The organism is Micromonospora sp. NPDC049089 (genome assembly GCF_040648775.1).
In the GTDB taxonomy this organism is placed as follows: Bacteria; Actinomycetota; Actinomycetes; order Mycobacteriales; family Micromonosporaceae; genus Micromonospora.
The window spans coordinates 16,098-28,767 of record NZ_JBEZEH010000075.1 but is presented as its reverse complement, the minus strand read 5'-3'; the positions used below and the strand labels follow the sequence as shown (position 1 = coordinate 28,767).

The following is a 12,670-nucleotide window of genomic DNA, read 5'->3' as shown; positions in this document are numbered from 1 at the left end:
CTTGTGGTGGGGGCGTTCACCCCTTCTGGGGCTAAAGCGCCCACCCCAAGTCCATGATCGATCTGGTCTTGGGGCTCGGGGTGTCCTCCGCTGCGGCGATCTTGCAGTTTCTGTGCCGGCATATCGGACTAGAGCGACAAAACGACAACCGAAAGTGCAAGATCGCCGGCGCGTGGGCTTGGGGCTTGGGGCTAGGCGGCGGAGAGGAGGACGCCGTCTCGGCCTTGGCGTTTGACCGCGTAGAGGGCCTGGTCGGCTCGCTTCAAGGTGCGGTCGGGGGTTTCGCCGGGGCGGGGTAGTGCGACGCCCACGCTGATCGTGCGGCCGATGCGGCGGGCCGCCTCGGTGAGCCGTTCGGCGATCCGGACCGCCTCCTCCGGGCGGCTCACCTCGATCACCGCGACGAACTCGTCGCCGCCGATCCGGTACAACTCGTCGCCGTGCCGCAGCGCCCCCTCCAGCGCCCGGGCCAACCCGACCAGCACCCGGTCACCGGCCTGGTGGCCGTACGTGTCGTTCACGGTCTTGAAGCCGTCCACGTCGATCGCCAGCAGGGCCGTGCGCCCGGGGGTGGCCGCAGCGATCCGCTGCCCGAACGGGCCGGTGTGCTGCAACCCGGTCAGCGGGTCGGAGCTTGCCTGCTCCCGCAGCTGGGACAGCGTGCGCAGCCGGTCCACGCTCGTCCAGGCCTGCCCGGCGAGCAACTCCATCAGGCTGACCGTGGTCGGGTCCGGGCGCAGTGCGCGTTCGTCGGCGACCAGCAGCACCCCACCGGCGTCCGTGGGCCCGACCGGCACGGCGACAAGTGTGCGTACCCCCGCCTGGGTCAGCGGGCGGTAGTCCTCGGTCGGCGGATGCCCGGCCTCGCCCAGCGTGTACCCGGCGCCGTACCGGTGCGCCCGCTCGACCATCCGGTCCAGGGCGGCAGGACCCGCCGCGGCCAGTTCGGCGCGGATCCGGGTCTCCAGGTCGCTCGGCGTCGCCGGGGACGGGCCGAGCTGGCCGCCGATCAACAGCAATGCGGTGGAGAGCGTGGAGACCTCCCGGGCGGCGCGGGCCGCCGCCCCCATCACCTCTCCCTCGGTCGGCGCGGAGGAGAGCGCGGACGCGTGCCGGAGCAGCTTCTCGCTGCGGCTCTCCACCGGTGGGCCACCGAGGGCGGCGATCCGCGCACCGAGCCCGTCGGCCAGCCGCTGCGCGGTCTCCCGCCACGGCTCCAGGTCCGTCGGTTCGCTCCACTGAAGGTCGAGTACGCCGATCGCCCGGCCCGTCGGGTCCAGCACCGGTACGCACAGCTCGGCGATCACGTCCGGGCGGACCGGGAGGTAGTCCGGGTCGACTGTGACGTCCGGGACGACGGCGGGGACGCCGGTCGCGTACACCCGGCCGACGATGCCGGTCCGTGCCGGAACCGTGGCGAAGACCTGCCAGGCCCCGGTCGCCGCTACGCAGCGCAGACGGTCGTGGGCCGCGAGGAGTACGGAGATGGTCGCCGGGGTGTGGCGGGACAGTGCGGTGACCGTCCACCGACACGCCTCCGGTGTGCTCGACGCCATCGGCAGGCGGACGGTGACGTCACGGATGACTCGCTGATGATCCACTCGCACGTCGTTCCAGGTAGGGGAGGGGTCCGGCTGACGCCGAACCGCTCGATCAAGCGTACTCACGGTGGCGGGCCAGCGACCTTCGTACACACGTGCTATCCACAGGCTGTGGACGCGGCCTGTGGACGGCTGCCCCCGGGATGCCGCGCCCGGCGATAGCCTGAAGCACCCCGGCGTCGAGGAGGCGAGCCCGTGCTCATCGCCCAGCTCAGTGACCCGCACCTGACCACCGGCCTGCTCGCCGCGGAACCCGCCGCCGGGCTGCACCGGGCGCTCGGTCGGGTGCTGGCGTTGCGACCCCGCCCGGAATGCGTGGTGATCACCGGCGACCTGGCCGACCACGGGAAACCCGAGGAGTACGCGGCGCTGCGCGAGGTGATCGGCGCATTCCCGCTGCCGGTGCACCTGGCAACCGGTAACCATGACGACCGGGAGTCGCTGCTCGACGCGTTCGGGGGCACGCCGTGGCTCGGCGGCGGCTTCTCGGCCTACTACCACGTCGACCACGAAGCGGTGTCGGTCGTGGTGCTCGACTCGCTCGTCCCCGGCAGCGACGGCGGCCAACTCGGCGAGGAGCAGCTCAGCTGGCTCGACGGGGTGCTGGCCGGGCGAGCCGAGGTGCCCGCCGTGCTCTTCCTGCACCACCCACCGGTCGCGGTCGGCATCCCGGTGGCGGACACCATCCGGCTCGCCGACGGTGATGCCCTCGCCGAGGTCATCGGCCGGCACCGGCACGTCGTCCGGGTCGCCGCCGGCCACCTGCACCGCCCGGTCACCACGGCGTACGCGGGCACGGTCCTCACCGTGGCCCCCAGCACCTGGAAGCAGAGCACGCTCACCATGAGCGCCGACGAGCAGATCGGTTGGGTCCACGAGCCCACCGCCTTCCTGCTGCACTCGGTCGAGTCTGGCGGCTGCGTGACCCACACCGTGCAGGTCAGCCACTCCACCGGGCAGACCTGCGGCTTCTGAAGGGGCTACGTCGTGCTGGCCTGGTACGTCTCGTACGGCTCGAACATGCACGCCGCCCGGCTGGCCTGGTACATCGGTGGCGGCTGCCCGCCCGGCGGAAAGCGGACGTACCCGGGCTGCCGCGACCGGCGCCCACCCAGCCGGTCGACGCCCGTGTCGCTGCCCGGCGGCATCTACTTCGCCGGCGAGTCCGGTGCCTGGACCGGCGGCATGGCCTTCTACGACCCGCACCTGCCGGGCGAGGCCGCGGCCCGCGCCTACCTGGTCACCCTGGAGCAGTTCACCGACATCGCGGCCCAGGAGATGTACCGCCCGCCGGGCGACACGACCGAGCTGATCCCGGCGACCGGCGCGGCCATCGACGCCGCCGTCGCCAACGGACGGGCCACGCTCGGCCCGGGGCGGTACGAGACGCTGATCTGCCCGGGCAGCCGCGACGGTGTTCCGATGCTCACCTTCACCGCCCCCGAGGGGGCGTCAGCCGTGCCGTGCCGACCTCCCGCGCCGATCTACCTCGGCATGATCGCCCGAGGGCTGCGCGAGTCGCACGGCTGGCCCCCCGAGCGGATCGCCACCTACCTGGCCGCCCGGCCGGGCGTGGCGGGCGCCTGGCCAGCGGACGCCGTCACTGCAGTGGTCGACAAGGCGCTGGCCGACGGCTGACCCGTCGGCTCGCGCCTCCGCGGGCGCCGGTCAACCAAGCAGGAACTCGCGCAGCGCGGGGGCCAGCGTCGTCGGGGGCACGTCGTGGTAACCGCCATCGAGGCTCACTGACCGGCCGCCCGGCACGGCCTCGGCCGCCGCCCGACTCGCGTCCCGCAACCACTGTGGACTGCCGGTGCTGTCCACTGCGAGGGTCGGCGCGGTGATGGTCGCCAGCCGGTCGGCGGGGAGTCGCCCGCCGGCCGTGACGATCGCGTCGTACACCAGGGTGTGCGCGATCGCCGTCAGCCCACCCCACATCGGTTGCGACCGCATCCCGCTGATCTGCTCGGCCGGCAGCCCCACCGAGGCGCTGAGGAAGATCTCCACCGCGCCGTCCCGGTCGTCGGCGGCGATCAGCTCGATGAGCTGCGGTGTGATGTCCTTGCCGACGCCCACGTGCGGACCGACCCGGAACGGTGGCTCGAACATGACCAACCTGGTCACCGGTAGACCCTGTGCGGTGGCGAGGGCGGCCAGGACGGCTCCGGAGGAGATGCCGTAGACGGCGGCGGAACCACCCGCTGCCGCGATCAGGGCGGCCAGGTCGTCGATCTCGCGGCCGACCTCGTACGGCGCGGTGTCACCGCTGTAGCCCCGACCGCGACGGTCATAGCTGAAGACGGTGAAATCCGGTGCCAACGCGGCACCCAGGTCGCGGGTCGCGCCGCGATCGCTGAACGCGCCCCCGACGAGGACGACCGCCGGCCCGGCACCGGACCGCTCGAACGCGATGGGCGTGCCGTCGACCGATCGCACCTGCTCCGCCACGGGTGTCGTTCCGCTCACGATGCCGTCCCCATTCCTCGTAGGCTGCCCTGTCCTTTCTAGACCCTGGGTCTGACGTTGTCCGGCAGACCGCGTTAAACGATGATCGATAACGGCCTCCGCGTACGCGCTGCTCCGATGCGCTGCCCGGGTCGACCGGTGGGCGTCCGGATGAGAGGCTGTCGGGGCGGGGGCCATGCTCAACCACCGTCATCCGCGACCCCTTCGACGGCGTCCGTCGGCGGCCCCGGTCGACCCAGAGGCCAGGCACCGTACGCGCCGATTCTCACGAGGAGATCCATGTTCATACCCGGGATGCGTCGGGCCGCTGTCGGCCTGACCGCGCTCGCGGTGGCCGCTTTCGGCGCGGTCGCCACCAGCCCTGAACAAGCCGACGCGCGGCCGAAGCCGGTCGACGTCACCCTGCTAGCCCTCAACGACTTCCACGGCAACCTCGAACCGCCGAGCGGGTCCAGCGGCACCATCGCCGGGCAGACCGCTGGTGGCGTCGAGTTCCTGGCCACCCACCTTGCCGAGCTGCGCGCCGCAGCCAAGAAGAAGAACACCATCACCGTCGCCGCCGGCGACCTGATCGGTGCGTCCCCGCTGCTCTCGGCCGCGTTCCACGACGAGCCGACCATCGAGGCGCTGAGCATGGCCGGGCTGGACTACGCCAGCGTCGGCAACCACGAGTTCGACGAGGGAGCCGCCGAGCTCCTGCGGATCCAGAACGGCGGCTGCCACCCGGTGGACGGCTGCATCGACGGCACCCCCTACCGGGGAGCCGGCTTCCAGTACCTGTCCGCGAACGCCTTCAAGACCGCCACCGGCAAGCCGCTGATGGCGCCGTACGCGATCCACAAGGTGCAGGGCGTCAAGGTCGGCTTCATCGGCATGACCCTGGAAGGCACCCCGCAGATCGTCAGCCAGCAGGGCGTCGCCGGCCTCAGCTTCGCCGACGAGGCGGACACCGCCAACCGGTACGCACGCGAGCTGCGCCGCAAGGGCGTACAGGCGATCGTCGTCCTGCTGCACGAGGGCGGCACTCAGGCCGCGACCGGCGGGATCAACGACTGCGTCGGCATGACCGGCCCCATCGTGGACATCACCAACCGGATGGACCCGTCGATCGACGTAGTGGTCAGCGGGCACACCCACCAGGCGTACAACTGCGACATCAACGGCAAGCTGGTCACCAGCGCCAGCTCGTTCGGTCGCCTGGTCACCGACATCGACCTGAAGATCGATCGCCGGAGCGGAGACGTGGTCTCCGCCGCCGCGAACAACGTCGTGGTCACCCGCGACGTCGCCAAGGACCCGAGGCAGACCGCGCTGATCAACCGGTACAAGACAGTGCTCGGCCCGGTCGCCGGACGCCAGGTCGGCGTGACCAGCCAGGCGATCACCCGGAGCCAGGAAACCCTCTTCGGTACGAGTCTAGGCGAATCGCCACTGGGCAACCTGATCGCCGACGCGCAGCTCGCCGCCACCGACGACGAACAGAACGCCGTCGCCGCCTTCATGAACCCGGGCGGGGTCCGAGCCGACCTCGACGCCGGCCCGGTCACCTACGAGGAGGCGTTCACGGTGCAGCCGTTCGCCAACAACCTGGTGACACTGGACCTCACCGGTCAGCAGCTCTACTGCGTACTGGAGCAGCAGTTCGTCACCGGTCGGACCCTGTACCCGTCGGCCACAGTGGGCTACGTGGTCGACCCGAACGGCACCACCGGCACGGTCGCCGACCCGTGCGCCGGCACCCGTGTGGTCCGGGGCAGCCTCACCCTCGGCGGCACCGCCGTCGACACCGCCGCCACCTACCGGGTGACGGTGAACAACTTCCTGGCCGGCGGAGGCGACGGCTTCAGCGCCCTCACCGGCGGCACGAACCTGGTCACCGGCCAGATCGACCTGGACGCCTTCGTCGACTACCTGACCGCCCAGTCGCCGGTCTCCCCGCCGACGCTGGACCGCATCCGCACCACCGCCGAGGTCCCCGCCGCCTGACGGCCGACTTCCGCGACATCGGGCCCCGGAGCACCAGCTCCGGGGCCCGACCCGTCCCAGCCCCCGCGAGGCCGCGCTTGTGGTTGCCTGCGCGCCCGCCCGTCTGCCCGCCCGCGCTGCCCGCGCCGCCCCCGCGCCGCCCCCGCGCCGCCCCCGCGCCGCCCCCGGGCTGCCCGCGCCGCGCTGCTCGCGCACGCCCCTTGAGGCAAGATCGCGCTCGAACATGGATGTAGTGGCATCGGTGCGGCGGGATACCACTACATCCAGGATTGAGCGCGATCTTGGTCTGCGACAAGATCATTTGGCGGGTTCAATCAGGTAGATCCGCGCAACTTCTCCGATGTTGCTGTCTCCCGCGCGCCCGAGGCACCAACTTCCGGGAAGTTGTGCGGATCTTGGTGCACGGCGGGGCGGCGCTCAGCGGGGCGGAGCAGGGTGCGTGATGCTCAGCGCACGGCGGGGCGGAGCGGCGTGCTTGGTGAGGTCAGAGCGGGGTTTGTCGCGGGCGGCGCGACGGCGTCGGAGGAGGGGGCGTTGGGGGTCAGGCGGAGGCGGGCGTGGGGGTGGGGGTTACCGGGGTGGTCGTCGCGAGACCGTCCTGCTCCGCGGTGAGCAGCCGGCGCAGGGAGAGCGCGACCAGCGAGGCGACCAGGCAGCCGCCGACCACCGTCGCCACCCAGACCATGCCGTTGGCGGCGCCGATGAGTGGTCCGGCGGTCACTGGGCCGATCACACCGCTGATTCCGAAGATCATCGAACTCATGGCGTTGTACCGGCCGCGCAGCTCGTCGGTGGCCAGCGCGTTGGTCAGTGCGGGCATCACCGGGGACAGCATCGTCTCGCCGAAGCCGAAGATCGCCGAGCAGAGCACCACGCACAGGGCGGCCAGCACGGCGTTCTCGGCACTGACCAGGCCGGCCACGCCGAGGACCAACCAGGCGGCGGCGAACACCGCACCCACCACGGCCAACGCCCGGGTGCGGCTGCGCCCCTCGATCCGGCGGATGACCACCAGCTGCGCGAGCACGATCATCACCGTGTTGGCCGCGAGTGCCCAGGCCACGACCCGGGGGTTCACCTCCGCCACGCGCACCGCGTACGCGGCGAAGCCCACCTCCACCTGCGCGTAGCCGCAGGTGGTGAGGATCAGCCCGAAGATCACCAGCCGTCGGAACGGGCGGTCGCGGAGCACCGTCAGGTAGCCGCCGGGCGACGGTTCGTCGACGCCTCGACGTTTGCCGAGTCGGTGGCCCACACCGGGCAGGGTGAGCAGGATCAGCGCCGGCATCAGGTACGTCACCGCGTCCAGCAGGTAGAGCGCCTGGAAGGTGCCGGGCCGGGCGGTGTCGACGATCGCGCCGGAGGTCATGCCCCCGATGCCGATGCCGAGGTTGAGCAGGGCGAAGTTCAACCCGAAGACGCGTTGCCGTTCATCGTCGTCGGTCAGCGACGCGAGGATGGTGTTCTGCCCGGACCAGATCGCCGAGCTGCCGATGGCGACCACCGTCATCACCAGCAGGGCCGAGCCGGTCGAGTGGACCAGCGCCAACGAGCCGGTGCCGATTGCCTCGATCACCAGGCAGGGCACCACCACCCGGCGGGCGCCGATCCGGTCGATCAGCGTCCCGCCCAGCGGCGACAGGGCCAGGGTGACCACGCCGTACCAGCCGATGACGAGCCCGGCGCGGGTGTCGGTGAGCCCGCGTACGTCGGTCAGGTAGATGAACAGGAACGGCAGGGTCAGACCCCGCCCGATCGCCGACAGCAGTGTGCCGAGGAGGATCCGGCGAGCTTCCGAACGGCGGGGCAGGGCACGACGCAGCATGCCGGCATTCTGTTCGGTGGGTCTGACGCCGCGCGAACCGTTTTGGCCACGACTCGTGGTCACCGGGACCACTCGGTGACCAATCCCACGTTGATCCACTCGCTGTGATCGCGGTCGGTCGGTGTCCGTCGGGTCTGCGATGCTGGCGCGATGACCGGCACCTGGCGACATCTGCCCGCTACCGCCCGCGCCATCGCGTTGACCGCGTCGACGGCCGTCGCCGCCGTCCAGGCACGCGACGGTCAGGCGTACGACGAAGCGGTCGGCGGTCTCGCCGCGGACGAGCGTTCCGGCCTGGTGCTCGGTGCCGTGGTCCGTTTGCTGCTGGAGGAGAGCCATCCGGACGGGTTGACCGGCGACGACATCCGCCAGGTGTTGACCCGCTGCGTGCAGGAGTCGACGCGGTGGCGAACGGACGTCGACCCGCACGTGGTGCTCGTCCTGCTGGCCGGCGCGTTGGGCGTGTACGACCCCGACAGCGACGAGTCACCGCCGGACGCGGCGGCGCTGGCCCGACACGCTCCGCTGCTGGTGGCCGACTTGTTGACGGCGACCAGCGTGCCGTTGGACGACTACCTGGCCGCCGCGTTCGCAGAGATCGAGCGCACCGAACGGCAGGACTAGGCGCACCGCACGGCAGGACTGAGCGCACCGATGGAGGCTGTTGGCGAGGTGTCCGGTAGGCGTCACCGTGCCGGCGGTCGACTCGGACGCGTCACTCCTGGTTCCAGGTGTCGGTCTCGGCTGTCCGCCGGGTGCCCTGCTTGGACACCTGACCGCTGGCAATCGTCCCGCCGGACGCGTCGAGCGCCTCCACGACAAGGCCCGCGGTGGGGCGGGGCACCTGCATGGCCGTCCCGGAGCCGCTGACGGCGCTCCTCGCCACCTCCTGCCCGTCGCGCAGGACGCGCACCGTGGTGGCGGCTGCCGGCGTCACCACGAGCAGGAACTGCTGACCCTCGCCACCGCCGTCGTCATCGTCGATGGACACGGCCAGCACGCTGTCGGGATCGGTCGGGTCGGCCGTAGCGGTGAACGAGGTGCCAGTGCTGAGCACGCCGTCGGCCCGTGGCTGATCGGGGGCGATCGACACCTCACCGACCCAGCCGCCGCCCACATTGGGCGCAGCCAGGACCGTCACCTGGCCGTCCTGCACCGACGGCTCTCCGGCGGCCGGCGACGTGTCGGCCGGACCGGTAGGGAGGCCAGCAACGTGCCCGCCCCACACCACGCTCGGAAGGGCGGTCAGGCGGTAACCCTCTGACTGGGCCCACTGGTACGTCAACTCCCGGGCGCGTTGCTGCTCCACACTGCCGCGTACGCGGGACATCGCCGTTGAGAGCTGAGCGTCGGTGATCGGCTTGGGGGCCAACGAACCTGGTCCGGGCGCAATCTGGCGGGTCACCGCGCCGCAGTCGACCCGCCACCACTCGGGCCGGTGGGTCTTCGCCGTACGGACCAGGTAGGACCCGGTCGGCTCCAGGGCCCACCGGAAGGTGTCGCCGTCGGGCAACGGTGAGCTGAGGAAGACACATCCGGCCGGGGCGATCGCCACGTGTGCCGCCTCCGGACCGTCCACGGCCAGGCTCTCGTAGGGTTCCAGGGCGTCGCTGACCGACCGGATGGCGGCGGTGCCGGCCAGTTCCCGGGCGCTGGCACCTTTGTCGGCGACCAGCCACACAGCGGCGCTCGGCCAGCCGGTGACCGGATCGGGTTGGTTCCGGACGAAGGCGGCGAGCGCGATCCGGTGGTCGTCCACGTCGTCGGCGAAGAGGACCCTCACCCCGCTCACCGGCACCTTCAAGCGGGAGAATTCGCCCCGGCGTTGGGCGGCCATCAACTGTTCAGAGAGCTGACGGACGTAGCTGTCGTCCCCGGCGACGGCACCGCGCGGCGGCGACTGGAGGAGTCGGTCCGACCACGCAAGGACGGGTGCGATGGACTCGGACGGGTGCGCCGGTGGTGGCTGCGTGGTCCGGCCCGGGCTGGCGATGGCGAAGGCCGTGCTCCCCACGGAGACCACGAGGGCCAGACCCAGCCCGCCGAGGCGTCGCTGCCGGCTCCGTCGGAATCGCGCTCTCGCTCGGCCGTACGGGTCCGGCTGCGGGGTCAGCGTCCTGCTCAACTCGGCGAGGGCCCGGCTCAGCTCATCGTCGACAGTCATGGTGCCACCCCCGTCATCTTCGTCGTCCCGGTCGGTGCTGGATCCGCTGCCAGCGTCAGACGCAGGCGAGCCAAGCCTCGTGATGCGCGACTCTTGACCGACCCGACAGAGCAGCCGAGAGCGGCCGCGACCTCCGCCTCCGGCAGGTCGACCACGTACCGAAGCACGATCACCGCACGGGTACGAGGTGTCAGCTCCCGCATCGCCTGGTAGAGAGCGCGCCGTTCGGCAACCGTCTCGGTCATGTCCCGGGTGGGCCGCTCGGGAAAGAAGGCCGTCACCACCTCGTGCATCCGGTGGCGGCGCCAGACGCTGATGTGCTGGTTGATCATGACTCGCCGCAGGTAGGCCATCGGATCGTCGATCCGCCGCCACCGACGCATCACCTTCACCAGCGCAGCCTGCACCAGGTCCTCGGCATCCTGGGCCGAGCCGGTGAGGTGGTACGCCATGCGCAAGAGATCCACGTAGCGCGTCTCGACGAACTCTCGAAAATGCTCGTCGTCAACTGCCATGAGCCCCCGCCTTGATTGGTTACCTCTCACGACTCCGACGAGGGTCGAAAGGTTGAAGGCGAGAGCCCGGTTACCTGTCGCTACGGGTTGGTACTCCCGGTCGTTGAAACCCAGACCAGGAACACGATCGTCGCGACGACCCCGGTGACCGCGACCACACCGGCCGCCAGGGCCGCCCCTGCCGTGCCGTCGGGCTGGATCCACGGCGCAGGCGTCTGAGGGTGGGTCATACGCGGACGCTAGCCAAGCGGCCGTAGCGCGGGAATCGGTCGAGAGGGCTTGCCGGGGCACACAAAAAGGCCAGGTGAGAGAAGATCTCACCTGGCCTTTTACCTCTGGTCGGGGTGGCCGGATTCGAACCGACGACCTCTTCGTCCCGAACGAAGCGCGCTACCAAGCTGCGCCACACCCCGAGGCGTGCCGACAAATAGTAGCCCACCCGCCCCGATGGTCAAACTCGGTACCCCCACCGCCCGGACCCGGCCCGCGGAAGCCAAGATCCGCACAACTTCCGGGATGTTGCTGCCTCACGAAGCACCGAGGCAGCAACATCCCTGATGGTGCGCGAATCTTGAAGCCGCGAAGAGGCGAAGCGGCCGAGCCGCCGGGCGGCAGCGCGGCCGGGCGGCAGCGCGGCGCGGCGGTTAGCGGGGGATGAGGGTCAGGATGCTGGCCTCCGGGGGGCAGGCGAAGCGGATCGGGGCGGTCGGGTGGGTGCCGAGGCCGGCGGAGACGTGCAGCCAGGAGTCCGAGCCCGGCCACCGGTGCAGGCCGCGCGCCATCGAGCGGGGCAGGCCGCAGTTGGTCACGAGCGCCCCGTAGCCCGGTACGCAGACCTGACCGCCGTGGGTGTGCCCGGCCAGCAGCAGCCCGAAGCCGTCCGCCGCCATCTGGTCGAGCACCCGTGGCTCGGGTGAGTGCGTCACCGCGATGGAGAGGTCCGCCGAGGACGACACCGCGCCGGCAACGGAGGGGTAGTCGTCCCGGTCGATGTGCGGGTCGTCGACGCCGACCAGGTCGAGCTGTCGACCGCCGGCCTTCAGCATGGTCCGGGCGTTGTTGAGGTCCGCCCAGCCGGCGCCGGTGAAGACCTGACGCAACTCCTCGTACGGCAGCTCGACGCCCTCGGTGTACTCCCGGTTGGGCAGGAAGTAGGTGAAGGGGTTCTTCAGCACCGGCCCGGTGTAGTCGTTGGAGCCGAACACGAACGCGCCCGGGTAGTCCAGCAGTGGTTGCAGGGCCCGCAGCACCCCGGGCACCGCGCCAGGGTGCGCCATGTTGTCGCCGGTGACCACCACCAGGTCGGGGTCGAGGGCGGCCAGCGATGCCACCCAGCGCTGCTTGCGCGCCTGGTCGGGCATCATGTGCAGGTCCGACAGGTGCAGCACGCGCAGCGGCTCCGCGTCGGCCGGGAGCACCGGCACGTCGTACCGCCGCAGGGTGAACATGTTGCGCTCGACGAGCGACGCGTACGCGAGGGTGGCCGCGCCGATCGTGGCGGTTCCGGCGGCGAGCCGGAATAGTGTGCGCTTTCGCATGGCGTTCAGGGTAGTTTGACCGTCCATGAGCACGCTGAAGGACCGCCTCACTGCCGACATGCGTACCGCGCTCAAGGCGCGCGACGAGCTGACCACCTCCACGCTGCGGATGGCCCTGGCCGCCGTCGGCACCGCCGAGGTCGCCGGTAAGGCCAAGCGCGAGCTCACCGATGACGAGGTGCTCGCGGTGTTGACCAAGGAAGCCAAGAAGCGTCGGGAGGCGGCCACCGCCTTCGCCGACGCCGGGCGCGCCGAGCAGGCCGCGAAGGAGAGCGCCGAGGGCGAGGTGTTGGACCGCTACCTACCCAAGCAGCTCTCGGACGCCGAGCTGACCGAGCTGGTGTCGGGGGCGCTCGCCGCGGGCGGCTTCACCGGCAAGTCCCAGATGGGCCCGGCGATGAAGGCGGCCCAGGCCGCGGTGGCCGGCCAGGCCGAGGGTGGTCGGGTGGCCGCCGAGGTACGCCGACAGCTCGGTCTCTGACTTCCGGCAGGGTCAGCGGGCGGCAGGACGTTTCGTAGCCGCCCGCCGGTCCGGACAGACGAAACGGGCGGGCACCCCTGAAGGGTGCCCGCCC

12 protein-coding genes and 1 tRNA gene are annotated in these 12,670 nt (G+C 71.2%); 5 read left to right on the top strand and 8 right to left on the bottom strand.

The window, feature by feature from the left end; genetic code table 11:
* Positions 1-191: 191 nt before the first annotated feature.
* On the bottom strand, positions 192-1,601 hold the full coding sequence (locus tag AB0B48_RS15355; RefSeq protein ID WP_357201270.1) for a sensor domain-containing diguanylate cyclase: 1,410 nt from the start codon (positions 1,599-1,601) through the stop codon (positions 192-194).
* 195 nt (positions 1,602-1,796) lie between these two features.
* On the opposite strand from AB0B48_RS15355, the gene AB0B48_RS15350 reads away from it, so the two are divergent.
* Positions 1,797-2,576: a phosphodiesterase gene (locus AB0B48_RS15350; RefSeq protein WP_357201267.1), complete on the top strand. Its 780-nt coding sequence runs from the start codon at positions 1,797-1,799 to the stop codon at positions 2,574-2,576.
* A 12-nt stretch (positions 2,577-2,588) separates the two neighbouring features.
* Positions 2,589-3,239 carry a histone deacetylase gene (locus AB0B48_RS15345; protein WP_357201264.1) on the top strand — a complete coding sequence of 217 codons (651 nt, stop codon included), beginning with the start codon at positions 2,589-2,591 and terminating at the stop codon, positions 3,237-3,239.
* Between the two features lie 30 nt (positions 3,240-3,269).
* On the opposite strand, the gene AB0B48_RS15340 is transcribed toward AB0B48_RS15345, so the two are convergent.
* Positions 3,270-4,067, bottom strand: a complete 798-nt coding sequence (locus AB0B48_RS15340; RefSeq protein WP_357201261.1) for an alpha/beta hydrolase — start codon at positions 4,065-4,067, stop codon at positions 3,270-3,272.
* 279 nt (positions 4,068-4,346) lie between these two features.
* Here AB0B48_RS15340 and AB0B48_RS15335 point away from each other — a divergent pair, with 279 nt between their 5' ends.
* Positions 4,347-6,053 carry a bifunctional metallophosphatase/5'-nucleotidase gene (locus AB0B48_RS15335; RefSeq protein ID WP_357201258.1) on the top strand — a complete coding sequence of 569 codons (1,707 nt, stop codon included), beginning with the start codon at positions 4,347-4,349 and terminating at the stop codon, positions 6,051-6,053.
* A gap of 541 nt (positions 6,054-6,594) precedes the next feature.
* On the opposite strand, the gene AB0B48_RS15330 is transcribed toward AB0B48_RS15335, so the two are convergent.
* Entirely contained in the window at positions 6,595-7,878 is a 1,284-nt protein-coding gene (locus tag AB0B48_RS15330; RefSeq protein WP_357201255.1) for an MFS transporter, read from the bottom strand.
* A gap of 150 nt (positions 7,879-8,028) precedes the next feature.
* Between AB0B48_RS15330 and AB0B48_RS15325 the strand changes: the two genes are divergently transcribed.
* The gene (locus AB0B48_RS15325; RefSeq protein WP_357201252.1) at positions 8,029-8,502 is read left to right on the top strand and encodes a hypothetical protein; all 474 of its coding nucleotides are present in this window, start codon (positions 8,029-8,031) and stop codon (positions 8,500-8,502) included.
* A 91-nt stretch (positions 8,503-8,593) separates the two neighbouring features.
* Here AB0B48_RS15325 and AB0B48_RS15320 read toward each other — a convergent pair whose 3' ends face one another.
* The 5 genes from AB0B48_RS15320 to AB0B48_RS15300 form a co-directional block, all read right to left on the bottom strand.
* Complete coding sequence (locus AB0B48_RS15320) at positions 8,594-10,042, bottom strand: hypothetical protein (protein ID WP_357201249.1); 1,449 nt, start codon at positions 10,040-10,042, stop codon at positions 8,594-8,596.
* Positions 10,039-10,557 carry a SigE family RNA polymerase sigma factor gene (locus tag AB0B48_RS15315; protein WP_357201246.1) on the bottom strand — a complete coding sequence of 173 codons (519 nt, stop codon included), beginning with the start codon at positions 10,555-10,557 and terminating at the stop codon, positions 10,039-10,041. Before AB0B48_RS15315 ends, AB0B48_RS15320 begins: the two co-directional genes overlap by 4 nt.
* An 80-nt stretch (positions 10,558-10,637) precedes the next feature.
* A complete protein-coding gene (locus AB0B48_RS15310; RefSeq protein WP_357201243.1) occupies positions 10,638-10,787 on the bottom strand; it encodes a hypothetical protein in 150 nt (49 codons plus the stop codon).
* Positions 10,788-10,893: 106 nt separating this feature from the next.
* A tRNA-Pro gene (locus tag AB0B48_RS15305) sits at positions 10,894-10,970 on the bottom strand.
* Positions 10,971-11,201: 231 nt separating this feature from the next.
* Positions 11,202-12,095 (bottom strand): metallophosphoesterase, encoded by an 894-nt coding sequence (locus tag AB0B48_RS15300; RefSeq protein WP_357201240.1) that lies wholly within the window; start codon positions 12,093-12,095, stop codon positions 11,202-11,204.
* Positions 12,096-12,120: 25 nt separating this feature from the next.
* On the opposite strand from AB0B48_RS15300, the gene AB0B48_RS15295 reads away from it, so the two are divergent.
* Entirely contained in the window at positions 12,121-12,576 is a 456-nt protein-coding gene (locus tag AB0B48_RS15295; RefSeq protein WP_355006005.1) for a GatB/YqeY domain-containing protein, read from the top strand.
* Positions 12,577-12,670 lie beyond the last annotated feature (94 nt).

What these genes read in the sequence shown, in the direction of transcription:
- AB0B48_RS15335 (WP_357201258.1), top strand. Translation starts at nt 4,347, where the DNA reads ATGTTCATACCCGGGATGCGTCGGGCCGCTGTCGGCCTGACCGCGCTC.
- AB0B48_RS15330 (WP_357201255.1), bottom strand. Translation starts at nt 7,878, where the DNA reads ATGCTGCGTCGTGCCCTGCCCCGCCGTTCGGAAGCTCGCCGGATCCTC.
- AB0B48_RS15325 (WP_357201252.1), top strand. Translation starts at nt 8,029, where the DNA reads ATGACCGGCACCTGGCGACATCTGCCCGCTACCGCCCGCGCCATCGCG.
- AB0B48_RS15320 (WP_357201249.1), bottom strand. Translation starts at nt 10,042, where the DNA reads ATGACTGTCGACGATGAGCTGAGCCGGGCCCTCGCCGAGTTGAGCAGG.
- AB0B48_RS15315 (WP_357201246.1), bottom strand. Translation starts at nt 10,557, where the DNA reads ATGGCAGTTGACGACGAGCATTTTCGAGAGTTCGTCGAGACGCGCTAC.
- AB0B48_RS15310 (WP_357201243.1), bottom strand. Translation starts at nt 10,787, where the DNA reads ATGACCCACCCTCAGACGCCTGCGCCGTGGATCCAGCCCGACGGCACG.
- AB0B48_RS15300 (WP_357201240.1), bottom strand. Translation starts at nt 12,095, where the DNA reads ATGCGAAAGCGCACACTATTCCGGCTCGCCGCCGGAACCGCCACGATC.
- AB0B48_RS15295 (WP_355006005.1), top strand. Translation starts at nt 12,121, where the DNA reads ATGAGCACGCTGAAGGACCGCCTCACTGCCGACATGCGTACCGCGCTC.